23 protein-coding genes and 3 tRNA genes are annotated in these 24,893 nt (G+C 63.5%); 15 read left to right on the top strand and 11 right to left on the bottom strand.

Features of this window, described 5'->3' with window-relative positions:
* Window positions 1-71 precede the first annotated feature (71 nt).
* Window positions 72-197: a hypothetical protein gene (locus ACW8PS_RS00335; RefSeq protein ID WP_491525259.1), complete on the bottom strand. Its 126-nt coding sequence runs from the start codon at window positions 195-197 to the stop codon at window positions 72-74.
* 166 nt (window positions 198-363) lie between these two features.
* Here ACW8PS_RS00335 and ACW8PS_RS00340 point away from each other — a divergent pair, with 166 nt between their 5' ends.
* The 4 genes from ACW8PS_RS00340 (at window position 364) to mmsB (ending at window position 4,650) form a co-directional block, all read left to right on the top strand.
* Complete coding sequence (locus tag ACW8PS_RS00340) at window positions 364-1,497, top strand: carboxylate-amine ligase (RefSeq protein WP_491525260.1); 1,134 nt, start codon at window positions 364-366, stop codon at window positions 1,495-1,497.
* An 89-nt stretch (window positions 1,498-1,586) separates the two neighbouring features.
* Window positions 1,587-2,732: an acyl-CoA dehydrogenase family protein gene (locus ACW8PS_RS00345; protein WP_491525261.1), complete on the top strand. Its 1,146-nt coding sequence runs from the start codon at window positions 1,587-1,589 to the stop codon at window positions 2,730-2,732.
* Window positions 2,732-3,766 carry an enoyl-CoA hydratase/isomerase family protein gene (locus ACW8PS_RS00350; protein WP_491525262.1) on the top strand — a complete coding sequence of 345 codons (1,035 nt, stop codon included), beginning with the start codon at window positions 2,732-2,734 and terminating at the stop codon, window positions 3,764-3,766. The genes ACW8PS_RS00345 and ACW8PS_RS00350 overlap by 1 nt, the downstream gene beginning before the upstream one ends.
* A gap of 11 nt (window positions 3,767-3,777) precedes the next feature.
* On the top strand, window positions 3,778-4,650 hold the full coding sequence (gene mmsB, locus ACW8PS_RS00355; RefSeq protein ID WP_491525263.1) for a 3-hydroxyisobutyrate dehydrogenase: 873 nt from the start codon (window positions 3,778-3,780) through the stop codon (window positions 4,648-4,650).
* Between the two features lie 283 nt (window positions 4,651-4,933).
* On the opposite strand, the gene ACW8PS_RS00360 is transcribed toward mmsB, so the two are convergent.
* The 5 genes from ACW8PS_RS00360 to ACW8PS_RS00380 form a co-directional block, all read right to left on the bottom strand.
* Window positions 4,934-5,010, bottom strand: a tRNA-Asp gene (locus ACW8PS_RS00360).
* 45 nt (window positions 5,011-5,055) lie between these two features.
* Window positions 5,056-5,132 (bottom strand) — tRNA-Asp (locus ACW8PS_RS00365).
* A gap of 117 nt (window positions 5,133-5,249) precedes the next feature.
* Window positions 5,250-6,239, bottom strand: coding sequence for a DMT family transporter (locus ACW8PS_RS00370; RefSeq protein WP_491525264.1), 990 nt, complete (start codon window positions 6,237-6,239; stop codon window positions 5,250-5,252).
* A gap of 240 nt (window positions 6,240-6,479) precedes the next feature.
* Window positions 6,480-6,555: transfer RNA gene (locus ACW8PS_RS00375), tRNA-Val, on the bottom strand.
* A 103-nt stretch (window positions 6,556-6,658) separates the two neighbouring features.
* The gene (locus ACW8PS_RS00380; protein ID WP_491525265.1) at window positions 6,659-7,567 is read right to left on the bottom strand and encodes a hydrogen peroxide-inducible genes activator; all 909 of its coding nucleotides are present in this window, start codon (window positions 7,565-7,567) and stop codon (window positions 6,659-6,661) included.
* A gap of 128 nt (window positions 7,568-7,695) precedes the next feature.
* Here ACW8PS_RS00380 and katG point away from each other — a divergent pair, with 128 nt between their 5' ends.
* Window positions 7,696-9,876: a catalase/peroxidase HPI gene (gene katG, locus ACW8PS_RS00385; RefSeq protein WP_491525266.1), complete on the top strand. Its 2,181-nt coding sequence runs from the start codon at window positions 7,696-7,698 to the stop codon at window positions 9,874-9,876.
* Between the two features lie 283 nt (window positions 9,877-10,159).
* Here the strand turns inward: katG and ACW8PS_RS00390 are convergent, their stop codons facing one another.
* The 3 genes from ACW8PS_RS00390 to ACW8PS_RS00400 all read right to left on the bottom strand — a co-directional run bounded on the left by ACW8PS_RS00390 (window position 10,160) and on the right by ACW8PS_RS00400 (window position 11,420).
* A complete protein-coding gene (locus ACW8PS_RS00390; RefSeq protein ID WP_491525267.1) occupies window positions 10,160-10,657 on the bottom strand; it encodes a MarR family winged helix-turn-helix transcriptional regulator in 498 nt (165 codons plus the stop codon).
* Window positions 10,658-10,737: 80 nt separating this feature from the next.
* Entirely contained in the window at window positions 10,738-11,007 is a 270-nt protein-coding gene (locus ACW8PS_RS00395; RefSeq protein ID WP_491525268.1) for a succinate dehydrogenase assembly factor 2, read from the bottom strand.
* Between the two features lie 8 nt (window positions 11,008-11,015).
* Window positions 11,016-11,420 (bottom strand): helix-turn-helix domain-containing protein, encoded by a 405-nt coding sequence (locus ACW8PS_RS00400; protein WP_491525269.1) that lies wholly within the window; start codon window positions 11,418-11,420, stop codon window positions 11,016-11,018.
* A gap of 143 nt (window positions 11,421-11,563) precedes the next feature.
* Between ACW8PS_RS00400 and ACW8PS_RS00405 the strand changes: the two genes are divergently transcribed.
* Window positions 11,564-12,766 carry a pyridoxal phosphate-dependent aminotransferase gene (locus ACW8PS_RS00405; protein ID WP_491525270.1) on the top strand — a complete coding sequence of 401 codons (1,203 nt, stop codon included), beginning with the start codon at window positions 11,564-11,566 and terminating at the stop codon, window positions 12,764-12,766.
* A gap of 464 nt (window positions 12,767-13,230) precedes the next feature.
* On the opposite strand, the gene ACW8PS_RS00410 is transcribed toward ACW8PS_RS00405, so the two are convergent.
* The gene (locus ACW8PS_RS00410) at window positions 13,231-14,622 is read right to left on the bottom strand and encodes a divergent polysaccharide deacetylase family protein (protein ID WP_491525271.1); all 1,392 of its coding nucleotides are present in this window, start codon (window positions 14,620-14,622) and stop codon (window positions 13,231-13,233) included.
* A 185-nt stretch (window positions 14,623-14,807) separates the two neighbouring features.
* On the opposite strand from ACW8PS_RS00410, the gene ACW8PS_RS00415 reads away from it, so the two are divergent.
* The 9 genes from ACW8PS_RS00415 to ACW8PS_RS00455 all read left to right on the top strand — a co-directional run bounded on the left by ACW8PS_RS00415 (window position 14,808) and on the right by ACW8PS_RS00455 (window position 22,516).
* Window positions 14,808-15,404 (top strand): anthranilate synthase component II, encoded by a 597-nt coding sequence (locus ACW8PS_RS00415; RefSeq protein ID WP_491525272.1) that lies wholly within the window; start codon window positions 14,808-14,810, stop codon window positions 15,402-15,404.
* The gene (trpD, locus tag ACW8PS_RS00420; RefSeq protein WP_491525273.1) at window positions 15,401-16,417 is read left to right on the top strand and encodes an anthranilate phosphoribosyltransferase; all 1,017 of its coding nucleotides are present in this window, start codon (window positions 15,401-15,403) and stop codon (window positions 16,415-16,417) included. The genes ACW8PS_RS00415 and trpD overlap by 4 nt, the downstream gene beginning before the upstream one ends.
* 139 nt (window positions 16,418-16,556) lie before the next feature.
* A complete protein-coding gene (locus ACW8PS_RS00425; protein WP_491525274.1) occupies window positions 16,557-17,222 on the top strand; it encodes a uracil-DNA glycosylase in 666 nt (221 codons plus the stop codon).
* Complete coding sequence (trpC, locus tag ACW8PS_RS00430; RefSeq protein WP_491525275.1) at window positions 17,219-18,028, top strand: indole-3-glycerol phosphate synthase TrpC; 810 nt, start codon at window positions 17,219-17,221, stop codon at window positions 18,026-18,028. Before ACW8PS_RS00425 ends, trpC begins: the two co-directional genes overlap by 4 nt.
* Window positions 18,028-18,501 (top strand): cyclic pyranopterin monophosphate synthase MoaC, encoded by a 474-nt coding sequence (gene moaC / locus ACW8PS_RS00435; RefSeq protein WP_491525276.1) that lies wholly within the window; start codon window positions 18,028-18,030, stop codon window positions 18,499-18,501. Before trpC ends, moaC begins: the two co-directional genes overlap by 1 nt.
* Window positions 18,498-19,394 carry a GIY-YIG nuclease family protein gene (locus ACW8PS_RS00440; protein WP_491525277.1) on the top strand — a complete coding sequence of 299 codons (897 nt, stop codon included), beginning with the start codon at window positions 18,498-18,500 and terminating at the stop codon, window positions 19,392-19,394. Before moaC ends, ACW8PS_RS00440 begins: the two co-directional genes overlap by 4 nt.
* Window positions 19,391-20,566, top strand: coding sequence for a molybdopterin molybdotransferase MoeA (locus tag ACW8PS_RS00445; protein ID WP_491525278.1), 1,176 nt, complete (start codon window positions 19,391-19,393; stop codon window positions 20,564-20,566). The genes ACW8PS_RS00440 and ACW8PS_RS00445 overlap by 4 nt, the downstream gene beginning before the upstream one ends.
* A gap of 78 nt (window positions 20,567-20,644) precedes the next feature.
* Window positions 20,645-21,337: a transcriptional repressor LexA gene (gene lexA, locus ACW8PS_RS00450; RefSeq protein WP_491525279.1), complete on the top strand. Its 693-nt coding sequence runs from the start codon at window positions 20,645-20,647 to the stop codon at window positions 21,335-21,337.
* Between the two features lie 192 nt (window positions 21,338-21,529).
* Entirely contained in the window at window positions 21,530-22,516 is a 987-nt protein-coding gene (locus tag ACW8PS_RS00455) for a hypothetical protein (protein ID WP_491525280.1), read from the top strand.
* 208 nt (window positions 22,517-22,724) lie between these two features.
* Here ACW8PS_RS00455 and ACW8PS_RS00460 read toward each other — a convergent pair whose 3' ends face one another.
* Window positions 22,725-24,830: a ComEC/Rec2 family competence protein gene (locus tag ACW8PS_RS00460; RefSeq protein WP_491525281.1), complete on the bottom strand. Its 2,106-nt coding sequence runs from the start codon at window positions 24,828-24,830 to the stop codon at window positions 22,725-22,727.
* Between the last annotated feature and the right edge of the window lie 63 nt (window positions 24,831-24,893).

Below are 24,893 nucleotides of genomic sequence, written 5' to 3' on the forward strand. Positions count from 1 at the left end.
AAATGGGGGGCCGCGATGCGACCCCCCGATCTGTTTTGAAAAGTTTTGGTGATGAAAGCGGATGCGGCGGGTTACAGCCCGTGCGGGCCGGAATCGCGCGCCGTGATCTTGCGCCCTGCCAGAGCGCCCGAGATCGCCACCGTCATTGCGGCGATTGCGAAGATGAGGGCGGTGGTGAGGATGAAGATATCTGACATTGCTCCGGCACCCTTGCGATGTTGTGAGGCGATTGTGATTATGTGTCGGACCAGCGGCCAATTGGGTTCAAAGTTTTTTCATGGCCCAGGCTTGGCGTTTGTTTTTCCTTGGCAAATCATCGCTTTCCCGGTTTCCTGACATCATAGCGACGAAAGGACCGGCCATATGGCACAGATCGCGCCACCGTTTTCGATCGGCATCGAAGAAGAATATCTGCTGGTCGACACTGCCAGTTGTGACCTTGCCAAGGCCCCGCCCGAATTGATGGCGGCCTGTGCGGCTGAGCTGGAAGGCCAGGTCAGCCCGGAATTTCTGCAATGCCAGATCGAGATCGGCACCTGTGTCTGTGGCGATGTCAGCAGCGCGCGCGAGGATCTGCGCCGCCTGCGCAGCACCGTGGCGCGCGTGGCGGCGGGCTTTGGCCTTGCCCCGATTGCGGTCTCGTGCCACCCGTTTGCCGATTGGAAGGACCAGCCCCATACCGACAAGGACCGCTACAATGCCCTGGCCCGCGATCTGGGCGGCGTGGTGGAACGGATGCTGATCTGCGGCATGCATGTCCATGTCGGGCTTGGCAGCGATGATCTGCGCAATGATCTGATGGGGCAGCTGTCCTATTTCCTGCCGCATCTTCTGGCGCTGTCCACGTCCTCGCCCTATTGGCAGGGCCGCGATACCGGGCTGGCCTCGTATCGGCTGACGGTGTTTGACAATCTGCCGCGCACCGGATTGCCGCCGCTGTTTCCGTCTTTCAGCGATTATCAGCGCACGGTCGATGCGCTGGTTGATCTTGACGTGATCGAGGACAGTTCCAAGATCTGGTGGGATCTGCGCCCGTCATCGCGGTTTCCGACGCTGGAGACCCGGATCTGCGATGTCTCGCCCCGGCTGGAGGATGCGCTGACGCTGGCGGCGCTGATCCAGAGCCTTTGCCGCATGCTGTTTCGTCTGCGCGAACGCAACCAACGCTGGCGGCTTTACGATGCGTTTCTGGTTGGTGAAAACCGCTGGCGGGCGCAGCGCTATGGCACCCGTGAGGGGCTGATTGATTTTGGCCGCCGTGAGATCGTGCCGTTCACCGAACTGATGGAAGAAATGATCGAGATGATCACCGAGGATGCCCTGGCGCTTGGCTGCCTGGCCGAGGTCGAACATGTCCGTGACATGGGCCTGCGCGGCACGTCATCGGACCGCCAGCGCGCGGTCTATGGCGCGGCGCGCGCCGGTGGCCGCGATCATGGCCGCGCTATGCGCGACGTCGTGCACCACCTGATCGAGGAATTTCATGCTGATTTGTGAGCTGCCCCCCCGGCCTTGCAACATTGCTGCAAGATTTGCTAATTAAACACCTGTTCAATTCCAACGGGCGGGCCAAGGGGAGATACCGGATGGATTTCGCACTTTCCGAAGAACAGGGCATGATCTTTGACATGGCGCGGAGCTTTGGCGCCGAGCATATCGCCCCCTTCGCCCAAGAGTGGGAGGAAGCGGGCACGATTCCGAAAGCGCTGTGGCCACGGATCGCCGAGCTTGGCTTTGGCGGGCTCTATGTCAGCGAGGAATATGGCGGAACGGGGCTGTCGCGGCTGGATGCGACGCTGGTATTCGAGGCGCTGGCGATGTCCTGCCCTGCCGTGGGCAGTTTCCTGTCGATCCACAACATGTGCGGCGGCATGATCGACAAGTTTGGATCGGAGGAAACCAAGGCCAGATGGCTGCCTGATCTGTGCAGCATGGAAAAGGTGTTTTCCTATTGCCTGACCGAGCCGGGATCAGGGTCGGACGCCGCCGCGCTGCGCAGCCGCGCCGAACGGACCGATGAAGGCTACCGGCTGAACGGCACCAAGGCTTTCATCTCGGGCGGTGGATATTCGGATGCCTATGTCACCATGATGCGCACCGGCGAAGATGGCCCCGGGGGGATTTCGACGCTGGTGGTGGAGGATGGTGCCGAGGGGTTAAGTTTTGGCGCGCCGGAACGCAAAATGGGCTGGCTGGCGCAACCCACGGCGCAGGTGCAGTTTGACGATTGCCTGGTCCCGGTTGAAAACCTGATCGGCGAAGAAGGCCAGGGCTTCAAATACGCGATGGCGGGGCTGGATGGCGGGCGGCTGAACATCGCCGCATCGGCGCTTGGCGGGGCGCAGAACGCGCTGGATCTGACGCTGAGCTATATGGGCGAACGCAAGGCTTTCGGCAAAACCATCGACCAGTTTCAGGGCCTGCAATTCCGGCTGGCCGAACAGGAGGTCAAGCTGCAATCGGCGCGGGTGTTCTTGCGTCAGGCGGCGTGGAAGCTGGACAATGCGGCCCCCGACGCCAGCAAGTTCTGCGCCATGGCCAAGCTTTATGTCACCGATGCCGCCTTTGATGTCGCCAACCAATGCCTGCAACTGCATGGCGGCTATGGCTATCTGGCCGATTACGGCATCGAGAAGATCGTCCGCGATCTGCGGGTGCATCAGATCCTGGAAGGCACCAATGAGATCATGCGCGTGATCATTGCGCGCGCCCTGCTGGCGGAGCGCGGATGATGGCCGAGATTGAGTGCCGCATCGAGGGCTGCGCCGGACGCATCACGCTGAACCGCCCCAAGGCGCTGAATGCGCTGACCTGGGAGATGTGTCTTGAGATCGACAAGGCCTTGATGGCATGGGCCGATGACCCGGCGGTCACGCTGTTGATCATCGACGGGCTGCCCTGCGAAAAAGCCTTTTGCGCCGGCGGCGACCTGTCTGAGATGTATGCCACCGGCAAGGCGGGCGATTACAGCTATGGGCAGCGGTTCTGGCGCGATGAATACCGCATGAATGCGCGGATGTTCAATTTCCCCAAACCCGTGGTCACCTTCCTGCATGGCTTTGTCATGGGCGGCGGTGTCGGGGTCGGCTGTCATGGCTCGCACCGGATTGTCTGTGACGACAGCAAGCTGGCAATGCCGGAATGCAGGATCGGGCTGGTGCCTGATGTTGGTGGGTCGCTGATCTTGTCGCGGGCACCGGGGCGGTTGGGCGAATATCTGGGCCTGACCTGTGCCCGGATGGGGCCGGGCGATGCCATCCATGCCGGGTTTGCCGATTATTACCTGCCGCGCGGGGCCTGGGCCGATCTGATCGCCACGCTGTCACAAAGCGGCGATGTGGCGGCGGTGGACAAGGCCGCCCACGCCGCGCCGGCATCCGATCTGGCCGGGTTGCAAGATGAAATTGATGCCCGCTTTGGCGGCGAGGGGATGCGCGATATTGTCAATCTGCTGGAGATTGCCGAGTCTGATCTGGCCCGGAACGCCCTGAAAGCCATACAGGGTAATTCCCCTTTATCAATGGCTTGCACCTTGGAGCTGATCCATCGCGTCCGCGGCAAGGAGCGGATCGAGGCGGCGCTGGAGCTGGAATACCGTTTCACCTCGCAAGCCATGGAGAAGGGTGATTTTCTGGAGGGCATCCGCGCCCTGATCATCGACAAGGACAACGCGCCGCACTGGCGCCATGACGGGCCCAAATCGGTGCCAATGGTCGAAATGTCCAGGCTTTTGATGCCGCTCGGGCCAAAGACACTGACATTTTAAGGAGAGCTGCCATGCAGATCGGTTTCATAGGGTTGGGCAATATGGGCGCGCCGATGGCCGCCAATCTGGCGGCGGCAGGCCATGACGTGACCGGGTTCGATCTGAGCGCGCCCTGCCCCGATGGCGTGACCAGGGCCGCCAGCGCGCCAGAGGCGGCATCGGGGCGCGATGTCGTCATCACCATGCTGCCCAATGGCGCGATCCTGCGCGCGGTCGCGGCCGAGATCATCCCGGCCATGGCCAAGGGCGCGGTGCTGCTGGATTGCTCCACGGTCGAGGTGGACGCCGCCCGCGCGGTCGCGGCTGATTGTGCCGAGGCCGGTCTCGGATTTCTTGATGCGCCGGTATCGGGCGGCGTTGGCGGCGCGGCCGGCGGCACGCTGACCTTCATGGTCGGCGGGGCCGATGATGCTTTCGCCACCGCCGCGCCGCTCTTTGACATCATGGGCCAGAAGGCGGTCCATTGCGGCCCGGCGGGCAATGGTCAGGCCGCCAAGATCTGTAACAACATGATCCTCGGCATCACCATGATCGGCACCTGCGAGGCCTTTGCGCTGGCCGATAAGCTGGGTCTCGACCGGCAGGCGATGTTCGATGTGGTCAGCACCTCCTCGGGCTATAGCTGGGTGATGAACGCCTATTGCCCGGCCCCCGGCATCGGCCCCGCCAGCCCCGCCGATAACGGCTATGAACCCGGCTTCGCGGCTGAACTGATGCTGAAGGATCTGCGCCTGTCGCAGGCCGCCGCCACCGCCGCCGATGCCGATACGCCGATGGGGCTTGCCGCCACTGCGCTATATGAAACATTTGTCGAGGCCGAGGATGGCCGCGGCAAGGATTTTTCCGCCATGCTGCCCCGGTTCGAACGCCGCGGCCGTTCCTGAGCTTTGGCAGGGTCAAGGCGGCGGCACGCCCCGCCGTCAGGCGGCCTGGCCTTGAGGCTGGCAAAGCTCAAATCACCCTTGTTGTGGCGCTTTGACGGGGCAGTTTGCCCCTCAAACGTCTCTCGGCAGATGGACCAAACCCCTGCATCCGAAATGACCTGTCGCTTGCACCTGTCGCCCTTCCCACGCGACAAAGCGCTTCAAGGAGGGCTCCCGCAGGGGGCTTGACGCGAAGCGCCGCGCCGCCCGTCAGGGCAACGACCATACATCGAAAAGGAAAAAGTGGCGCGGTTGACGGGGCTCGAACCCGCGACCCCCGGCGTGACAGGCCGGTACTCTAACCAACTGAGCTACAACCGCGCATGGGCCTTTCGGCAAGGGCTTTTCGCCCTGGAGGGACAGCGGTGGCGCGGTTGACGGGACTCGAACCCGCGACCCCCGGCGTGACAGGCCGGTACTCTAACCAACTGAGCTACAACCGCCCGCTGCACGCGCAACCCTTGCCCGAAGGCCCGGTTGGCGTGACGGCGGTTCTATGGCCCCAACCGGCCCCCGTCAAGCGCGGTTTGCCCCGCAAATGGCCGCAGCCCGAAAAAATGTCAGCCCCGCCGCAGCGGGCGGCGCGGTGCCACCGGTGAGCGGCGTTTGCGCTCGCGCATGAAGACATGGATCCCCGATCCCGCGATCAGCACCGTGCCGGCCAGAACCCAGATATCGGGTATCTCGCCGAAGATGGTCCAGCCGGCAAGAATGGCCATCGGCAGCGCCGAATATTCAAACGAAGAGACGGTCGCGGCATTGCCCAGCTTATAGGCCGCCGACAGGCAATAGCCGATCGCGCCGGAACACAGGCCCAACAGCAAGAACAGCGGCCAATCCTCAGAGCCTGGCCAGACCCAGGCCCGCAACAGGAAGATCAGGCTTTCATGTTCCACCCCTTCGGCAAAGCGCCCATCGCCCGCAATCACGAAAAACCCGGCCGAGACCAGCAGGAACATCGCCTGGATATAGACCGCCAGCGCCGAGGCCTTGGAATAGACGCCCAAAGACCGGGTCATCACCTGCATGCCGGCATAGGCTGCCGCCGCCGCGACCGGCAGCAACAGCACCCAGATCGCGGGCGCGTCATCACCTGCGCCCGACCCCGGCCGCGTCATCACCAGAACCCCGGCAAAGCCCACCAATATCGCCCCGCCGCGATGCAGCCCGACGCGTTCCTTGAGCAAAACGATCGACATCAGCGTGATCATCAGCGGGGCCACGAAAAAGATCGACACCGCCGTGGCCAATGGCAATGTCGCCAGCGCCGCGAAATAGAGCAGGTTGGCCAGGACCACCAGAATCCCGCGCAGCATGTGCAGCCCCGGCGTCGCGGTGCGCAATTGCCCGAACCCGCCCTCGAATTGCAAGATCACCAGCGACACGGCCAGGCCGATGGCCGAGCGGATGAACATCATCTGATGCAGCGGATATCCACCGCTCAACGCCTTGATCAGGCTATCATTTACGGTAATGAAAACCATGCCCGCAAGGATCAGGAAGATCGCGCGCGCGGGCGTGTCTTCTGTGGGGCGTGGCTGGCCTTGCATCGGGCGAGACTTTCAAAAAAAGACGACAGCCGCGCGCAATACCGCCCTGTCCGGTTTTGCGCCAGCTTGCCTCACCCGAACCCGACTTGCAGAAAGGAAAGCGACGCCCATGTCGCAAAACATGCACGCCCGCACTGGCAGGCATCACAAAGGCCCCCGGGGTCATTGAACCCGGGCGCAGTTAGCAACCGCCTGATGGTTGATAGCGTCGCGCAAACGCCTGACAGCAGAAGGGGGGGCTGGTGGGTCGTGAGAGGCTCGAACTCCCGACATCTTCGGTGTAAACGAAGCGCTCTACCAACTGAGCTAACGACCCGGCTGGCACGTGTTAGCCAATCCGGTTTCGGCGTGCAAGGGTCATCTTGCGGCGCGCCCGGCAGTCGCCTTCATGGCCCCCTGCCCGCCATCGGTCGCAGATCTCATGGCCGGCCCGCGCGCAGGGCCGCAGCGGCCGATTGCACCAGATCGGCAATCGCGCTCAGCGCGTCGGCCAGCGGATTTGTCTTGCGCCAGATCATGCCGACGCTGCGGGTCGGGCGCGGGGCCGCAAAGCGGGCGATATCGACCAGGTCTGACCGGCCCTCGACCGTGACCGCCATTGCCGGGATCAGCGTCACACCAAGCCCGGCCCCGACCATCTGCACCAGCGTGGTCAGCGAACTGCCCTCCAGCCCGCCTTGCGGCACCGGTGTGGGGCGGTTGCAATAGCTGAGCGCCTGATCGCGAAAACAATGCCCCTCCTCCAGCAGCAAAAGCCGCATCCGGGCCAGACCCTCGCCATCGGGCACCGGCAGGCCGGCATCGGCGGCGGGGCGCACCAGCATGAATTCCTCCTCAAAAAGCGGCATTTCGACAAAGGCCGGTTCCGAGACCGGCAGCGCCACAATTGCTGCATCGATGCGGCCATCGGCCAATTCCTGCAGCAGGCGTGGCGTCAGCGTCTCTCGCAGATGCAGGTCAACGCCCGGGGCCTGACGGCTGAGAAGCGGCAACAGGGTGGGCAACAGATAGGGGGCAATCGTCGGGATCACGCCAAGGCGCAGCCGCCCCAGCCCCTGCCCCGATGCCGCGCGTGCCAGATCATGCAGATCATCGGCCGCGCTCAGAATCTCACGCACCCGCGCCAACAGCGCCTGGCCCGGCCCGGTCAGACGCACCTGCCGCGCGCCGCGTTCAAAAAGCGTGACACCCAGGGTCGCCTCAAGTTCCCGGATCTGCACCGAGAGCGCCGGTTGCGATATCGCCGAGGCCGCGGCCGCATGCCCGAAATGGCCATGCCGGGCGAGGGCATCGAAATAACGTAATTGTCTCAAAGTGACATCTTTCATAATTTTAAGTTATCACAGCCATGAAAAAATGCAACTTAAACCAATTGCGGGAATCGGATATAGCCGGGATCAGGACGCCAGTTATGCGTTAGCCACGAACCCAAATATCTTCAGGGAGATTGACAGCGATGGACGGAAATAATGCGGGCAAATGCCCGGTCATGCACACAACCAATGCCGGCAGCGCGACACGCGACTGGTGGCCGAACCAGTTGAACCTGAAAATCCTGCATCAGCACACGCCCGCCGCCAGCCCGATGGCCCCGGATTTCAACTATGCAGAGGCGTTCAAATCGCTCGATCTGGACGCGCTGCGCGCCGATCTGACGGCGCTGATGACCGACAGTCAAAGCTGGTGGCCCGCCGATTACGGCCATTACGGCCCGCTTTTCATCCGCATGGCATGGCACAGCGCCGGCACCTATCGGACCGCCGATGGCCGCGGCGGGGCCACATCGGGCACGCAGCGCTTTGCGCCGCTCAATTCCTGGCCCGACAATGGCAATCTGGACAAGGCGCGCCGCCTTTTATGGCCGATCAAGCAGAAATATGGCGACAAGATTTCCTGGGCCGATCTGATGATCCTGGCGGGCAATGTCGCGATCGAAAGCATGGGCGGCCCGACCGCCGGTTTCGCTGGCGGGCGCGCCGATGTCTGGGAGCCCGAGGAGGATATCTATTGGGGACCTGAGACCGAATGGCTGGGCGACAGGCGCTATTCCGGCGACCGTGATCTGCAAGATCCGCTGGCCGCGGTGCAGATGGGCCTGATCTATGTCAATCCCGAAGGGCCCAACGGCAACCCCGATCCGGTGGCCTCGGGGCGTGACATCCGCGAGACCTTTGCCCGCATGGGCATGGATGATGAGGATACCGTGGCGCTGACCGCCGGGGGCCACACATTCGGCAAGGCCCATGGCGCGGGCGACCCCGCCCTTGTCGGGCCCGAACCCGAGGCGGCAGGGCTGGCCGAACAGGGGTTTGGCTGGGCCAACAGCTATCGCAGCGGCAAGGGTGTCGATACCACCACCAGCGGCATCGAGGGGCCCTGGACGGCCAATCCGATCCGGTGGGACAATGGCTATTTCGATGTGCTGTTCGGCTATGACTGGCGGCTGACCAAAAGCCCGGCCGGTGCCCATATCTGGGAAGCGGTCGATCTGAGCCCGGCCGATCACGCACCGCAGGTCGATGGATCGGACCAGCCCGTCAAGCTGATGATGACCACCGCCGACATGGCGATGCGGATGGACCCGGAATACGAGGTGATTTCACGCCGCTATCATGCCGATCCGCAAGCGTTTGCGGACGCCTTTGCGCGGGCCTGGTTCAAGCTGACGCATCGCGATATGGGGCCGAAATCCCTGTATCTGGGGCCGTTGGTGCCTGAGGAAGATCACCTGTGGCAGGATCCGATCCCGGCGCTGGACCACCCCGTTATCGACGCCGCCGATATTGCCGATCTGAAGGGCCGGATCCTGGACTCTGGCCTGGGCATCGGTGAATTGGTGGCCACGGCCTGGGCCTCGGCTGCCACTTTCCGCGGCTCTGACCGGCGCGGCGGTGCAAATGGCGCACGGATCCGGCTGGCCCCGCAAAAGGACTGGCCGGTCAACCAGCCGGCGCAACTGGCCAAAGTGCTGACGGCGCTGGAAGAAATCCAGTCGGATTTCAACGCGGCAGCATCGGGGGGCAAGCGCGTGTCGCTGGCCGATCTGATCGTGCTGGGCGGATGCGCGGCGATCGAGGCGGCGGCAGAGGCGGCGGGAAATCCGGTCAGCGTTCCGTTTACGCCCGGCCGGATGGATGCCAGCCAGGAGCAGACCGATATCGACGCCATGGCGGTGCTGGAGCCTGAGGCCGATGGTTTCCGCAACTATCAGAGGGCTGAGTATACCGTGCCCGCTGAGGCGCTGCTGCTGGATCGGGCGCAGCTTTTGGGGCTCAGCGCGCCGCAGATGACGGCGCTGGTTGGCGGCTTGCGGGTTCTGGGGGCCAATCATGACGGATCGCCCGATGGTGTGTTTACCGACCGGCCCGGCGTGTTGAGCAATGATTTCTTTACCAACCTGCTGGATATGTCGACAATCTGGACCCCGGTATCAGAGGATGAAACCGCCTTTGAAGGCCGCGACCGTGCCAGCGGCGATCTGAAATGGACCGGCAGCCGGGTCGATCTGGTCTTTGGGTCGAACTCGCAACTGCGCGCATTGGCCGAAGTCTATGCCTCGTCGGGCAATCGCTTTGTCGATGATTTCGTCGCGGCCTGGGCGCAGGTGATGAATGCCGATCGGTTCGATCTGGCCTGAGACCTGAAACATGAACGACGTGCCCCGCCGGTTATGGTTGGGGCATGTCGATAGTTTGCCTGCGACCGGTTGCAGCGGTGTTAAGGGAGCATTAGAGCGCGTCGCGCCAAATCGAATTCACCGGCCGACCCGAACGCATTCGATTGCGCGAACGCTGCCTCGGTCCGGCCGATGAACGCTCGAATCCGATCAGGCGCGACGCGCTATAATTGAAACGGCCGAGTTCCCCTTTGGCGGAGCTATCCGGAAGGCAGCCACGTTGTGGCCCAGACACCCGCACTGCTCAATAGATATAGCGGATCTGATCGGCCCAGTAGCGTTCCACCCGTTTCAATGAGTGATTGATCTGGTCGATACCATCGGGGCCCAACACGCCCTTATCCTGCAAGCCTTCGGCGTGGCGGCCAAAGAGATCGGTCACCACATCGCGCACATCGCGGCCCCTTTCGGTCAGGCGGACCCGGACCGAGCGGCGGTCGATCTCGCAGCGTTGATGGTGCATATAGCCCATTTCGACCAGCTTCTTGAGATTGTAGCTGACATTCGAGCCCTGGTAATAGCCGCGCGTTTTCAGCTCGCCCGCCGTCACCTCATTGTCACCGACATTGAACAGAAGCAGCGCCTGCACCGCGTTGATATCGAGCACGCCAAGCCGCTCAAACTCATCCTTTATGACATCAAGGAGAAGTCGGTGCAGCCGCTCCACCAGCGAAAGCGATTCCAGATAGCCGGACATGAAACCATGCCGGGACGATTCCGCAATGGGGCTGTGCAAACTCATGATGGTCTCCGCATATCTGCTTGGCAGGCAGATTTGCCGATAAGTCCAAACATTGCGTTAAGCGCCACAAATTATTCGGGTCAGCCCTGCCCGGCGCGCAGAACCGCGGCCAGTTCAACGGCAAATTCCTGCATATAATCCGGGGCTTGGCGCTGACCAGAGACCCATTGATAAAGGTCGTGATCATCTTCTTCCAGCACCCGTTCAAACAGATCAAGCGCCAGATCATCAGCATCATCGAGATGCCGGGCCGCCCATCCGCCCAGGATCAGGTCCATTTCCTTGATGCCGCGATGGCCGGCGCGCATTCTGAGCCGTTTGATGCGAATCTGACGCGGTTCTGCCGACATCTGTGCCATCATGGCGCATCGTCGCGCGCCGGGCGCATCAACCGCAGCCGTTTTTCCAGCTTGCCAAGCGTTTCGCCAAGCCGCTGATGCTGTATCCGCACCTGGCGCAGATCGAGCAGCAGGTCATTGAAATCCTGCGCCACTTCGATCTCATCGGGATCTTCCGGGCCGACGCCTTCGCCGGTCAAAAGCCAGCGGATCGAGACATTGAGCAACCCTGCCATCATCGCCAACCGGTTGGCGCGCGGCTCGCTCATGTCGTTTTCCCAGGCCTCGACGGTTTTCAGCTTGATGCCAAGACGGCGGGAAAATTCCTCCTGCGTCAGTCCAACGGCCTCACGCGCGCCTGCCAGGCGATCTCCGAAGGTTGCATTTTCTTCGCTGAACCATCCGTCCTGGTCCGTCCCCGCCATCGCCATCCGGTCTCCTTTTCCGACCCGCTTCGTCGCGCATGGGCGCTATCACCACTTGAACGCTTGTGGCGCGGACCCTAATCATGGCCCCGCCACTATGTAAACCGGACCAATTGCCCGGCTCATCCACCGGAGACATTCTGATGACCTTCCTGTCCAAGACGCTCGCGCGCGTGAAACCTTCGCCCACCATCGCCGTCTCGACCCTTGCGGCCGAACTGAAAGCGGCCGGCAGGGATGTGATCGGCCTGGGGGCCGGTGAACCCGATTTCAATACCCCCGCCAATATCTGCGCGGCGGCAAAAGCAGCGATTGATGCAGGCAAGACGAAATATACCGCGCCCGATGGCATTATCGAGCTGAAACAGGCGATTTGCGACAAGTTCCTGCGCGATAACGGGCTGAATTACACGCCCGCGCAGGTCAGCGTCGGAACCGGGGGCAAGCAGATCCTCTATAACGCGCTGATGGCGACGCTGAACCCCGGCGATGAAGTGGTGATCCCCGCGCCCTATTGGGTCAGCTACCCGGATATGGTGCTGCTGGCCGGCGGCGAGCCGGTGATTGCCATGGCGACGGCGGAAAACGCCTACAAGCTGACGCCGGAGGCGCTGGAGGCCGCGATCACGCCGAAAACCAAGTGGCTGATCTTCAATTCGCCGTCAAACCCGACCGGCGCAGGCTATACGCGCGCCGAGCTGAAGGGGCTGAGCGATGTGTTGATGCGCCACCCCCATGTCTGGGTGATGACCGACGACATGTATGAGCACCTGGTTTATGACGGCTTTGAATTTGTCACCCCCGCCCAGGTGGAACCGGGGCTGTATGACCGCACCCTGACCTGCAATGGCGTCTCGAAGGCCTATGCCATGACCGGCTGGCGGATCGGCTATGCGGCGGGTCCGGAGGCGTTGATTGGCGCGATGCGCAAGATCCAGAGCCAGAGCACGTCGAACCCCTGTTCAATCAGTCAATGGGCAGCTGTCGAGGCGCTGAATGGCACGCAGGACTACATCGCCAGCAACAACGCAGTGTTCAAGCGCCGCCGCGATCTGGCGGTCGAGATGTTGAACAAGGCGGAGGGGATCACCTGCCCGACACCCGAAGGCGCGTTCTACGTCTATCCGTCGATTGCCGGCTGCATGGGCAAGACCACCCCTGGCGGAACACGCATCGAGACCGACGAGGATTTCGCAACTGCCCTGCTGGAAGAGAACGACGTCGCGGTGGTATTTGGCGGGGCTTTTGGGTTTTCGCCAAACTTCCGCGTTTCCTATGCGACGTCGGATGAAAACCTGGAAAAAGCCTGTGCCCGGATCCAGGAGTTTTGCGCGAATTTGAGGTGAGTGTTTCCCGAAAAGAGAGATTGCGCCGGTTGTCACCGTCGCACCAGGGGCGGCGCAACTTGCCCGCCCCAAGGGGGCGGGGTCGTGGCACCGCTTGGGGCCAGCCCCAAACCCCGGGAGTATTTTCACAAAGAAGAAGGCAAAATGTGCTTTCTGGTCTGTAAGTATCGCCTGCCAACAGGATCGAACTCCGACCGGTTGGGCTGACAATATTTACCCGGTCGACGCCGTCAGGCGTCGATACGACATGGCGCAACCTTGGATCGGGTATGCGCGTGGGTGCCCATTTTGGAACAGCCGAGCCACCAAAGCACCATCAGAGGCTTTTAACGGCCCTTGCCTTCTTTGCGCATCAAATATCCATAATCCACGGGTCCGTCACGTTGCGCCGGTGACCACTTATCACAAGGCCTCGCGCGCCGAAGGCGGGCCCGGTCGACGCCGTCAGGCGGCGAAACTTCTCATCAACGGGTCAAAACCGCCGATATCGGGGCCAGCGCCACACCTTCGGAACGCGACCCGAGCGCCCAGGAAAACAGCGCCGTCACGGTGTCGGAATAGGTATGCCCGACCACGATCACCTGCCCCTGCTGTCCTGCGGCAAAAGCCGCACGATCGAGATAGCGGGTGATCACAGTAGCGCGTTCACGTTCCAGGTCGATTTCGCGGAACAGGGTCCCGGCCGGGACATTGGCGCGCGTGGCGGTTTGCTCAGCTACGTTCAGCCCGCGCGGATAGGCGATCAGCCCGTGCCCGGTATCGGCCAGCACGGCCACCACGCTCTCCAACACCAGGCGGTTCGACTGGATTGGGCCGGTTATGGTATCCAACACTGCCACTGCCTCAGGCAGCACTGCAAACCCTGCCGCCAACAGCGCCGCCGCGCCATCTTCAGTCTCAGCCGCATCGAACCCTTGCGCCAGCAGCAAAACCTCAAAGCCGGCCGCACGATACTGGGCCGCGGCCTGGGCGGCATCGGCGCGGTTGGGGTCAATCGCGAAGGAGACCGGAAAATCAAACCGGGTCAACACATCGCGGCCAAGTGGAAAGCTGGGATCATCTATCAGGATCACCGCCATCAGGGGGCGCGTCTCATTGCGATCAAACGGGGCCGCGTGGGCCACAATCGCGGGCAAGTCGGTGGCGGGGGGGGCCGGGGTGTCGGGCAGCGCGACCGGGGCGGATGGATTCTCCCCTGCGGTCAGGCGCTGCAGGGGGGAGCCTTCGGGCGCAGGTGCGGTTTCGGCTTCGGGATCGGTCTCCATACTGGGCAGGCCAAGCGGGGCCGGCTGCAATTCAGGCGGTGGCGGCAACGGATCGTCGCCCTGCGCCGGGGCGGCGGACGCAGAGGCTTCGGGCAAATCTGTCACTGCCGGGCCCTGAAGCGAGGCTGTCGCCACCGGTTGCGGTGCGGGGGCCGTGTCGGGCAGCGGAGGGGCCGAAGGGGCCGCCAATTGGGTCAGAACCGCAGGTGCGGTGGCCGGGCCGGTGTCGATGCCGGGCAGGGCCGCGGCCTCTTCGGCGGGCGGGCGGTTGAATTCAGAGCCTGCGGGCAAGGGAATTTCAGAGGCTGGCGCGGCCACGGCCGGGGCCGGATCGGTGGGCAGAACCGGCGTGGTTTCTGCAGACCTGGTATCGGCAGGCGCTGCGTCTGATTGCTGAGAAACCGGTTGGTCGGCCATTGCGGTGTCGGGGGATGTATCCGCGCCAGTCGCCATGCCCGCTGCCGCATCGCCCATCGCGGCTGCCACCGGTTGCGACCGCTCCGGCAATGGCTGCGTCAGGGATAACAGCGCAACCGCTGCGACCACGATCAGCGCCCCCCAGATCGAACCAAGAAGAAGCCCTCTGCCCATCTTTTCCACCCTCTCGATGCCCGATGCGCCTCCGCCTGCGGGCAATATCATAACCTCGTGTCGGACCCCTGCCGGCCCATAGCCGTTCTGGCGCGCATGGCTTGACCCTGCGGCGCGGCTCTGAACATGTATAGCGCGGGGTCGCGCCCGGGCGCACCCCTTTTTCACGACAAGGACCGCCGCCAATGCTGCTGCTCATCGATAACTACGACAGTTTCACCTACAACCTGGTTCATTATCTGGGCGAATTGGGTTCGGTGCCGCATGTGGTGCGCAATGATGCGCTTGATGTGCAGGAGGCGATGGCCCTGAATCCAGCCGGAATTGTGCTGTCGCCCGGCCCCTGCGACCCCGCGCAGGCAGGGATTTGCCTAAGCCTGACGGCGGCGGCGGCGGAAACCCGCACATCGTTGCTTGGCGTCTGCCTGGGCCACCAGACCATCGGTGAGGCATTCGGCGGCAAGGTCGTTCGCTGCCATGAGATCGTGCATGGCAAGATGGGGGTGATTCACCATTCCGGCACCGGTGTGTTCCAGGATCTGCCCTCGCCGCTGCAAGGCACCCGATACCATTCGCTGATCGTTGACCGCGACAGCCTGCCCGATTGCCTGGAGATCACCGCCTGGCTGGAGGATGGCACCATCATGGGCCTGCGTCACCGAGACCTGCCCATCGAGGGGGTGCAGTTTCACCCCGAAAGCATCCGATCCGAACATGGCCATGCGATGTTGCGAAATTTCCTGCAAACCGTGCCGGGGGCACAGGCCCGGGTTCCGGCATGAGCGACGCGATGAAGCCCCTGATCGCTGTGGTTGCCGAGCGCAGCCTGACCGCCCTTGAGGCCGAAGCCGCCTTTGACCTTCTGTTCAACGGCGAGGCCACCGACGCCCAGATCGGCGCGATGCTGATGGCGATGCGGGTGCGCGGCGAGACCGTCGCCGAGATTACCGCCGCCGCCAAGGTGATGCGCGCCAAATGCGTCGCCGTCAAAGCCCCTGAAGGCGCGATGGATATCGTGGGAACCGGCGGCGACGGCAAGGGCACGCTGAATATCTCGACCGCCACCGCCTTTGTCGTGGCCGGCGCGGGCGTGCCGGTGGCCAAGCATGGCAATCGCAACCTGTCCTCCAAATCCGGGGCGGCGGATGCGCTCGGGGCCCTGGGGATCGATGTCATGGTCGGCGCGGATGTGGTCGAGCGGGGGCTGGCCGAGGCCGGGATCGGGTTCATGATGGCCCCGATGCATCATCCCGCGATTGCCCATGTCATGCCGACCCGGCAACAGCTTGGCACCAGGACGCTGTTCAATGTGCTCGGGCCGCTGACCAATCCCGCGGGCGTCAAGCGGCAGCTGACCGGGGCCTTTGCGCCCGGGCTCATTCGCCCGATGGCCGAGGTTCTGGATGCTCTGGGATCAGAGGCGGCCTGGCTGGTGCATGGCTCGGATGGCACCGATGAGCTGTCCATTGCCGGGCCATCGGCGGTGGCGGCGTTGAAAGACGGCGCCATCGAGGAATTCGAGATCACGCCCGCCGATGCCGGCCTGCCCACCCATCCGTTCGAAGCCATATTGGGCGGCACGCCCGAGGAAAACGGCAAGGCCTTCAGCGCATTGCTGGCAGGCGAAGGCGGGGCTTACCGCGATGCGGTGCTGTTGAATGCGGCGGCGGCGCTGCTGGTGGCGGAGAAGGTGAGCAATCTGAGCCAGGGCGTTGAACTGGCGGCCCAAAGCATAGATGGCGGCGCGGCATTGACGGCGCTGAAAACACTGGCGCGGGTGACCATGGCGGGGTGACGCGAAAGCCGTTTTGAAGCGGCTTTTCAACGCGGTTTCAAAACCGCGTCCCCAAAGGCCATCGAAGGCCTTTGGGCAAGGCATTTTGAAAAGCCATCAGCCCTTGCATCCGCCCCGGCCTCGGGCCAGGCTCTCTCCCATGCTTTTTGACCTCACCCCGCTTGGTCGCTGGTCCGACCTGCCCTTCTTCACCGAAGATCTGCCCGGTATCGAAACCGCGCTGGCCGCCGATCCGCAGCCCTGGTTGCCCGGACCCGATCAGGTCTTTGCCGCGCTGGCGGCCTGCCCGCCCGCTTCCACCCGCGTCGTCATTCTGGGGCAAGATCCCTACCCCACACCCGGCCATGCGCATGGGCTGGCTTTTTCGGCCGAACCGGATATCTGCCCGCTGCCCCGCAGCCTGGCCAATATCTACCGCGAAATGACCGATGATCTGGGGGCCTGCCCGGCCAATGCCGATCTCAGGTTCTGGGCCGCGCAGGGCGTGCTGCTGCTCAACCCGATCCTGACCGTGCCGGCCCATGCCGCCAAGGGCCACGCCAGGCTGGGCTGGCAGAAACTGACCGATCAGGTGCTGGCGAAACTGGCCGATACCCCGCGCGCCTATCTGCTATGGGGGGCGACCGCGCAAAAGGCGGCAACCAATGTTTCGGCGACCAAAAACCTCAAGATCGAGACCGCCCACCCATCGCCGCTGTCGGCGCGGCGCGGTTTTTTCGGCTCACGCCCCTTTTCTCGGGTCAATAACTGGTTAGAAAGCAATGGGCACGCGCCCCTCAACTGGACCAATCCGGAGCTGACATGAGCGACAGTATTCTAGACAAGATCAGAGCCTACAAGCTGGAAGATGTCGCCGCGCGCAAATCCGCGCGCCCGCCCGAAGAGGTCGAGGCCGCCGCCCGCGCGGCCCCAAAGCTGCGCCCCTTCATCAGCACCCTGCGCGATGCATCGCGCGAGGGCTATGGGCTGATTGCCGAAATAAAGAAGGCCAGCCCCTCCAAGGGCCTCATCCGCGCCGATTTCGACCCGCCCGAACTGGCGCGCGCCTATGGGCTCGGCGGTGCCGCCTGCCTGTCGGTTCTGACCGACGGGCCGTCTTTTCAGGGGGCCGATGACTTTCTGGTCGCGGCGCGGGCTGCGGTTGATCTGCCGGTGCTGCGCAAGGATTTTCTCTATGACCCCTATCAGGTGGTCGAATCCCGCGCGCTGGGGGCCGATTGCATTCTGATCATCATGGCCGCCGTCAGCGATGCCCAGGCGGCCGAGCTTGAGGGTGCCGCGACCGAATGGGGCATGGATGCGCTGATCGAGGTGCATAATACGGCGGAGCTGGAGCGCGCGCTGTTGCTGCGCTCTGAGATGATCGGCGTCAACAACCGCGATCTCAACAGCTTTGCAACCTCGCTCGATGTCACCAAGGATCTGGTGCGGCGCATTCCGGGGGAAAAACTTGTGGTATCGGAAAGCGGCCTCGCCACGCCCGATGATCTGGCCGAGATTGCCCGCTATGGGGCCCGTTGTTTCCTGGTCGGCGAAAGCCTGATGCGCCAGGACGATGTCACCGATGCAACGCGGCGGCTGCTGGCCAGCCCGCTGGTGGCGGGCAACTGATGGCGGGGCTGACGCATTTCGACAAGGACGGCCAGGCCCATATGGTCGATGTCTCGGACAAACCGGTGACGGCGCGTATCGCGGTGGCCGAGGGCGCGGTTGTGATGGCAGCGGACACGCTGGCGATGATCACCGAAGGCAGTGCCAAAAAGGGCGATGTTCTGGGCGTGGCGCGGCTGGCGGGCATCATGGCGGCCAAGAAAACCGCCGATCTGATCCCGCTCTGCCATCCTTTGCCGATCACCAAAGTGGCGCTGGAACTGATCCCGGACCCGGCCCTGCCCGGCATCCGCATTACCGCCACCGTCAAGACCGGCGGCCAGACCGGGGTCGAGATGGAGGCGCTGACGGCCGTTTCCGTATCCGCGCTGACGGTCTATGACATGGTCAAGGCAGTGGATAAGCGGATGCAGATCACCGGCATCCGGGTGGTGCTGAAGGATGGCGGCAAATCGGGGCGGTTCGAGGCATGACCGGGGGCCGGGCGCTGGAGCTGTTCTTTGTCGATGGCAACCCCGAGGGCATGCTGACGGCGGAGGTCTTCAACTGGACCGGCCATGTGCTGCGCATCCCGCGCACGCGTCTGGCTGAGGGGCTGCGCCGGGGCGAGGCCAGCCAGACCGGCATTTATCTGTTGATCGGTGAAAATGAGGATGGGCCGCTCGCCTATATCGGCGAGGCCGAGAATGTCGCCCGCCGCCTGGTCCAACATGCGCGGCAAAAGGAGTGGTGGGATCTGGCCGTGATCATCACCGCAACGGGCGACGCGCTGAACAAGGCGCATGTGAAATATCTCGAAAGCCGGTTGATTGAGGCCGCAACCCAGGCCGGTGCGATACGGCTGGAAAACGGCAACGCGCCGCCGCGCGCCAGCCTGAACGAGGCGGCGATATCCAATATGGAGGGGTTTCTGGATATCCTGCACATGGTGTTGCCCGCAATCCGGGTGGATCTGTTTCAGACCGGGCGGCGGGCCATCCGGGCGGTCGAGAAAGCAGAAGCGGTGCCTGCGGATGGCGTTGCCTTCACCCTCACCCTGCCGCGCTATGGCATCACAGCGACGGCAATCCTCGTTTCAGGTGAAATGGTGGTGCAGGCCGGATCGGAAGTTCGCACCGAATGGGTGGGAACCAATCGCTCAAAGACCTCTTACCGAACCCTCTACGAGGACCTCTTGGCGCGCGGGATCATCCAGGTTGCCGGGGACAGAGCTGTTTTCACGGAAGATTACGCCTTTTCAAGTCCCTCCGCGGCCGCGGCCGTCATTTCAGGCCGCGCCGCCAATGGCCGCACCAAATGGAAGCGCCCCGATGGCCAGAGCTATGCCGATTGGGAAGAGGCCCAGATCGCCGGGGCTACGCCGTGATCTCGGTTGCCGAAGCCCTCGCCGCCTGTCTCGATCTTTGCGACCCTCTGGAAGTGGAGGACATGCCCCTGGCGCAGGCCGCAGGCCGGGTGCTGGCCCGCCCGGTTGTGGCCACCCGTGATCAGCCGCCCTTTGCCTCCTCGGCGATGGATGGTTACGCGGTGGTGGAGGAGGACGTGATCCCCGGCCGGTCGCTGCGGGTGATCGGCGAGGCGGCGGCGGGCCATGTCTGGCGCGGCGCTTTAGGGCGCGGTGAAGCGGTGCGGATTTTTACCGGCGCACCGGTGCCCGAAGGGGCCGGGCGGGTGATCATTCAGGAGGATGTGACGCGCCAGGGCGACCGGATCACGCTTGGCGAGCATCTGGATGAGGGCCGCCATATCCGCGCCGCGGGCGGTGATTTCTCCATCGGCCAGACCCTGCCCGCGCCGCGCCGCTTGCGCCCGGCCGATATTGCGCTGGCGGCGGCGATGAACCTGCCCACCCTGCCGGTGACGCGCAAACCGGTGGTGGCGCTGATTGCAACCGGCGATGAGCTGGTCCATCCCGGCCAAACCCCGCGCGCCGATCAGATCATCGCCTCGAATTCCTACGGGCTGAAAGCGATGGTCGAGGCGGAGGGGGCCGACGCGCGCCTGCTGCCGATTGCGCGCGACACCGAGGACAGCCTGCGCGCGGTGCTGGCCCTGACGGAAGGGGCCGATATCATCGTGACCATTGGCGGCGCGTCGGTGGGCGATCATGATCTGGTGGGCAAGGTGGCGCTTGGCGCCGGGCTGAAGCGCGCCTTTTACAAAGTTGCGATGCGCCCCGGCAAACCGCTGATGGCGGGGCGGTTTGGGCCTGCGGCGCTGTTGGGACTGCCGGGCAATCCGGTCTCCTCGATGGTCTGCGGCCATGTTTTTCTGCTGCCGATGATCCGGGCCTGTCTGGGTCTGGGCAAATCGCCCGCGCCGCTGGCCCGCGCCCCTCTGGCGGTCGATCTGCCCGCCAACGGCCCGCGCGAACATTATATGCGGGCGCGAATGGGCGCGGATGGACGGGTGACACCGGCCTCGCGCCAGGACAGCGCCTTGCTGACGGTGCTGTCAGAGGCCGATCTGCTGATGGTGCGCCCGGCGGGGCAAGGTCCGGTCCGGGCCGGAAGCCCCATGGATATCTTGCCATTATAAGTCACGCGCGTTGACACGAAGGGGGAACAGGGGTAGAACATACCCCGAACGATAGCGATATTGAGGGGGATGCCCGCGATGCTGACCAAGAAGCAGCTCGACCTGTTGGAACTGATTCACAAACGCGTGCAGCGCGATGGTGTGCCGCCCTCCTTTGATGAAATGAAGGAAGCGCTGGATCTGCGCTCGAAATCGGGCATTCACCGGCTGATCACGGCGCTGGAAGAGCGTGGGTTCATCCGCCGCCTGCCGCATCGCGCGCGCGCCATCGAGATCGTGAAACTGCCCGACAGCCTGGCCGCAAGACTGGACGGGTTTTCGCCGCGTGTGATCGAAGGCAGCCGCAGCGACGCGCCGCCGGGCGCGATTCCTGTATCGGGCGCGCGCGCCACCGAATTGCCGGTCATGGGCCGGATCGCGGCGGGCACACCGATTGAAGCCATCAGCGAGGTGGCCGCCCATGTCGCGGTGCCGCAGCAGATGCTCGGGGCCGGAAAATCGCATTACGCGCTTGAAGTCAAAGGCGATTCGATGATCGAGGCCGGCATCAACGAGGGCGATATCGTGGTCATCGAGGAAGGCCCGACCGCCAATAACGGGGATATCGTGGTGGCGCTGGTCGATGGCCATGAGGCGACGCTGAAACGGTTCCGCCAGAAGGGCAACATGATTGCGCTCGAGGCCGCCAATCCCGCCTATCAGACCCGCATGCTGCGCGACGATCAGGTCAAGGTGCAGGGCAGGCTGGTGGGGCTGATCCGCAGCTACTGAAGCGAGGCTTTGGCCTGCGTCGACGCCGGCCATGGGGTTTTCAAGGGATTGAAACCGCCATCCGCGCCCCGGCCCGGGATGTGACGCCTGTCCACAATACGCGCCCAAGAGGCTTGATGAGGGCACAAAACAAAGACACCCTGCAGAAAGAGCTATTCTGCCTGGAGAATGTCGGCTCGTGGAGGCATCAGCATGCTCTTGGTTCATATCGGACTGGGAAAAACCGCAACAACATCATTACAGAAGCATATCTTCCCCGAATTGGCGAAGGGCTTGGGCTGCACCTATAACGACCCTGAAATGACGCGGGTCCTGTCTCGTGCGGCCCTGTTTGCGTTGTCAGACGCCGATATGGGCCTGATCCGGACGAAATCCGCCACCGAAGATCATATAATCAGCCTCGAAAACCTGGTTGGCTGGAACCCGGTGGTCTGGGATGAGTTTGCCGAAAGGAATCGAATTCTGTTCGGTGAAGGGGCCACGATCCTGATCACTGTCCGCGAACCATTATCCTGGATGACAAGCGTCTATCAGGAAATGGTTCATGAAGGTAATATCGTTGCCCCGCAGGAGTTCTTTGTGAATGACGAGCAATGGCAATTGGCCAGTCGCCTGTCGACGCGATACAGGCTGGATTACCTTAACGTCGATGCGGTTGATTTCAGGGCACTTCACAAAGCCTATTCGGATCGGTTCAGGACGGTTGTGTTTGCGGATGTGTCCAGGTTGGAGACCATGAACTTCCTGGACGGGTGCCTGGATATTGACGAGGGGTTGAGGAAGATCCTGCGGGAACGCATGGCGAAAAAGGGGCGTCTCCACAGGTCTTATTCTTCGTCGGGAATGTTCCTGACGCTGAAATACGAGGGGCTTCTGAAAGCGTTTCGCATGACGACCTACGGCAGCCAGGCCAAGCGCCTGAAGCACTATCGCAGCGTGCTGAGCAATGCGGAATTGGGTGAAGTCGGGGATGGCACTTGCGTTGGCAGGCGGAAAAACCTGCTGCAGAAGATCGGGGATTGGCTCGCGCCGAGACTCATTCCCCGATGGAGCAGTTTCATCAAGGGGTTTTACGACAGGATCGTTCCCTACCGAAAATACAAGCTGCCCGAAGATGTATACCTGAACAGGGAGCTTCTTGAGGCCAACCGAAGATTTATCGAGGACCACGCGGTGTAAACGGCGGTGAACCGCCCCCTTTTCGACCGGACACTCGGGCATGAACATGCAGGCTTAGGGATAGCCCCGGGGTCAGGATCAATGGGTTCTGACCCTATGGCGCGTCGCGCCTGACCGGATTCGAGCATTCATCACCCGGACCGAGGCAGCGTTCGCGCAATCGAATGCGTTCGGGCCGGCCGGTGAATTCGATTTGGCGCGACGCGCTCTAGCGCCGATCCGGCACCCAGGGCCGCGCGCCCTGACGCGCGCGCGCGGTCTGAACCCTGAGCCCGCCGCCCTGCACAATAAGCGCGATCGACCCGCTGGCGCGCAGGATGTCGGGCCCGATCAGGGTGCATTGCGCGCTTTGCGCCAGGGCAGCCCCGGCAGCTGCGCCAACCGGCAGGCCTTGCTGTTCAAATAGCTCGGGCGGGATATCCTCGGGCGTCACCACCCAGGTGTAGCGTGCGCAGGCATCGGCGATCTCGGCACCGGCCCGGCGGCCAACGCCATGCCACAGCGTGCCGCCCGCAATCCGGGTTACAAACCCCGCCCCGTCGCTTTGCCAACCGGCGCGCGCCGCAGCCGTCGCCTGATCGGCGAAATCGCCATCGTTTTCAAGCCAGAGCCCGGCCACGAACCCATCGCCGCGGGGGCGGCTAAAACTGCGACCCGCCGCATCCATGACCCCGACCAGCCGCCCCGAGGATGAGATCAGCAGCCCGGGCCGATCCACCCCGACCCAGATCATCAACGCCAGTGCCACCGGGGCCAGCCCTGCCCATCTTGCCCGCCCGCGCCACAGGATGATCAGCAGAACACCGCCCGAGATCAGCCCCAGAACCAAGGCCGGCGGCATCACCACCGGCCGGATCGCGCCGGGCTGCGTTGACGCCCACATCGCCACGCCGATGATCCAGTTCAGCCCGACTTCCATCACCCGCAGGGCCAGCATCTCCAATCCGAACGGCCAGAGCAGCAACGCCACCACGGCCGCCGGAATGACCACCGACCCCATCACCGGCACCGTCAGAAGATTGGCCGGCAGACCGTAGGCCGCAATCATGTTGAAATGCGCCGCGGCAAAAGGCGCGGTTGCGGCACCGGCCACGACGGAAGACAGGATCAGGGCAACGACCCCGCGCGTCCATTTCGGCAGGCTTGTAAGAAAAGCGTTGTTCTTCAGCGCATTGAACACCGCGACAAGCGCTGTGGTGGCGGCAAAGCTCATCTGGAAACCCGGCCCCAGCAATGTCTCGGGCCGGTGCGCCAGCACGATCAGCGCCGCAATGGCCACTGAGCGCAGGGTCACCGCGCGCCGATCGAGCAACACCGCCACGAACATCACGGCAACCTGGATGAAGGCGCGCTCGGTCGCAACATTTCCACCCGACAGGGCAAGATAGACGCCCCCCGCGAAAAGCGCCCCGATGGCCGCCAGTTTCCTGGTCGGCACGCGCAGGGCCAGCGCCGGAATGAGGGCAAACCCGCCACGCAGACACAAAAAGACGAAGCCGGTCAGCAGCCCCATATGCAGCCCCGAAATGGCCAGCAGATGGGCGATGTTGGACCAGCGCAGCGCGGTCAGAACCTCCAGGCTGATTGCGGACCGATCACCGGTCAGCACCGCGGTGGCAAAGGCCCCGGCCTCACCGGGGATGCGCGCCTGAATGGCCCGGCTCATCGCGTTGCGCAAACTGGCTATCGGCAGCGCGTCAGGCTCGGGCGGGGCCAATAGCAGCGCCGGTATGCGGGTATAGCCCACAGCCCCGATCTGCTGAAACCAGGCGTGGCGCTGAAAATCAAAGCCGCGCGGCTCACCCGGGCCTTCGGGCGGGCTGAGAAAGCCTGTCATCATCACCCGCGCACCGGGCACCGGATCGAGAAAGCCCTGATCGCCATGCAGCGACACCCGCACCCGGGTCGGCACCCGGGCCGGATCCATCCGCGACAGCACCACCTGATCGAGCGTGATGCGAACCTTGTCGCTGGCGGATCGGTCGATCATGACAATGCGCCCCTCGATGGGCCCATAGTAGCGAAAGCCAAGCACCGGCCCCGCGACATAGGCGCTGCGCGCCGCCGACAGGGCGAAGCCTGCGATCACCAGCAAAAGCGCCATCGCCACCGGGCCGAACCCCTCGCGATGCCGCCAGCCCGCCGCGACCAGCCAGGCCGCCACCAGGCCCAGGCCCGCCAGCATCGCCGCATTGGGTTCGTCGGGCCACGCGAAATAGATCAGCACCCCGATGCCCATCGCCACCGGGGACCAGGGCATCAACGCCCCGCGCTGGCCCTGCTGGACCGCGTTCATCAGGCTTAGAAGGCGCACCCTTGCCACCCTTTCCGGCCTTGCCTAAACACCCCTTGACGCAGCATTGCGCCTGCATGGTTT

This window comes from Alterinioella sp., from assembly GCF_058343375.1.

Coding starts and splice junctions, on each gene's coding strand:
- trpD (WP_491525273.1), top strand. CDS start 15,401: ATGAGCGACGCGATGAAGCCCCTGATCGCTGTGGTTGCCGAGCGCAGC.
- ACW8PS_RS00395 (WP_491525268.1), bottom strand. CDS start 11,007: ATGTCGGCAGAACCGCGTCAGATTCGCATCAAACGGCTCAGAATGCGC.
- moaC (WP_491525276.1), top strand. CDS start 18,028: ATGGCGGGGCTGACGCATTTCGACAAGGACGGCCAGGCCCATATGGTC.
- trpC (WP_491525275.1), top strand. CDS start 17,219: ATGAGCGACAGTATTCTAGACAAGATCAGAGCCTACAAGCTGGAAGAT.
- mmsB (WP_491525263.1), top strand. CDS start 3,778: ATGCAGATCGGTTTCATAGGGTTGGGCAATATGGGCGCGCCGATGGCC.
- ACW8PS_RS00380 (WP_491525265.1), bottom strand. CDS start 7,567: ATGAAAGATGTCACTTTGAGACAATTACGTTATTTCGATGCCCTCGCC.
- lexA (WP_491525279.1), top strand. CDS start 20,645: ATGCTGACCAAGAAGCAGCTCGACCTGTTGGAACTGATTCACAAACGC.
- ACW8PS_RS00390 (WP_491525267.1), bottom strand. CDS start 10,657: ATGAGTTTGCACAGCCCCATTGCGGAATCGTCCCGGCATGGTTTCATG.
- ACW8PS_RS00405 (WP_491525270.1), top strand. CDS start 11,564: ATGACCTTCCTGTCCAAGACGCTCGCGCGCGTGAAACCTTCGCCCACC.
- ACW8PS_RS00455 (WP_491525280.1), top strand. CDS start 21,530: ATGCTCTTGGTTCATATCGGACTGGGAAAAACCGCAACAACATCATTA.
- ACW8PS_RS00345 (WP_491525261.1), top strand. CDS start 1,587: ATGGATTTCGCACTTTCCGAAGAACAGGGCATGATCTTTGACATGGCG.
- ACW8PS_RS00400 (WP_491525269.1), bottom strand. CDS start 11,420: ATGGCGGGGACGGACCAGGACGGATGGTTCAGCGAAGAAAATGCAACC.
- ACW8PS_RS00340 (WP_491525260.1), top strand. CDS start 364: ATGGCACAGATCGCGCCACCGTTTTCGATCGGCATCGAAGAAGAATAT.
- ACW8PS_RS00335 (WP_491525259.1), bottom strand. CDS start 197: ATGTCAGATATCTTCATCCTCACCACCGCCCTCATCTTCGCAATCGCC.
- ACW8PS_RS00440 (WP_491525277.1), top strand. CDS start 18,498: ATGACCGGGGGCCGGGCGCTGGAGCTGTTCTTTGTCGATGGCAACCCC.
- ACW8PS_RS00415 (WP_491525272.1), top strand. CDS start 14,808: ATGCTGCTGCTCATCGATAACTACGACAGTTTCACCTACAACCTGGTT.
- ACW8PS_RS00350 (WP_491525262.1), top strand. CDS start 2,732: ATGGCCGAGATTGAGTGCCGCATCGAGGGCTGCGCCGGACGCATCACG.
- ACW8PS_RS00425 (WP_491525274.1), top strand. CDS start 16,557: ATGCTTTTTGACCTCACCCCGCTTGGTCGCTGGTCCGACCTGCCCTTC.
- ACW8PS_RS00370 (WP_491525264.1), bottom strand. CDS start 6,239: ATGCAAGGCCAGCCACGCCCCACAGAAGACACGCCCGCGCGCGCGATC.
- katG (WP_491525266.1), top strand. CDS start 7,696: ATGGACGGAAATAATGCGGGCAAATGCCCGGTCATGCACACAACCAAT.
- ACW8PS_RS00410 (WP_491525271.1), bottom strand. CDS start 14,622: ATGGGCAGAGGGCTTCTTCTTGGTTCGATCTGGGGGGCGCTGATCGTG.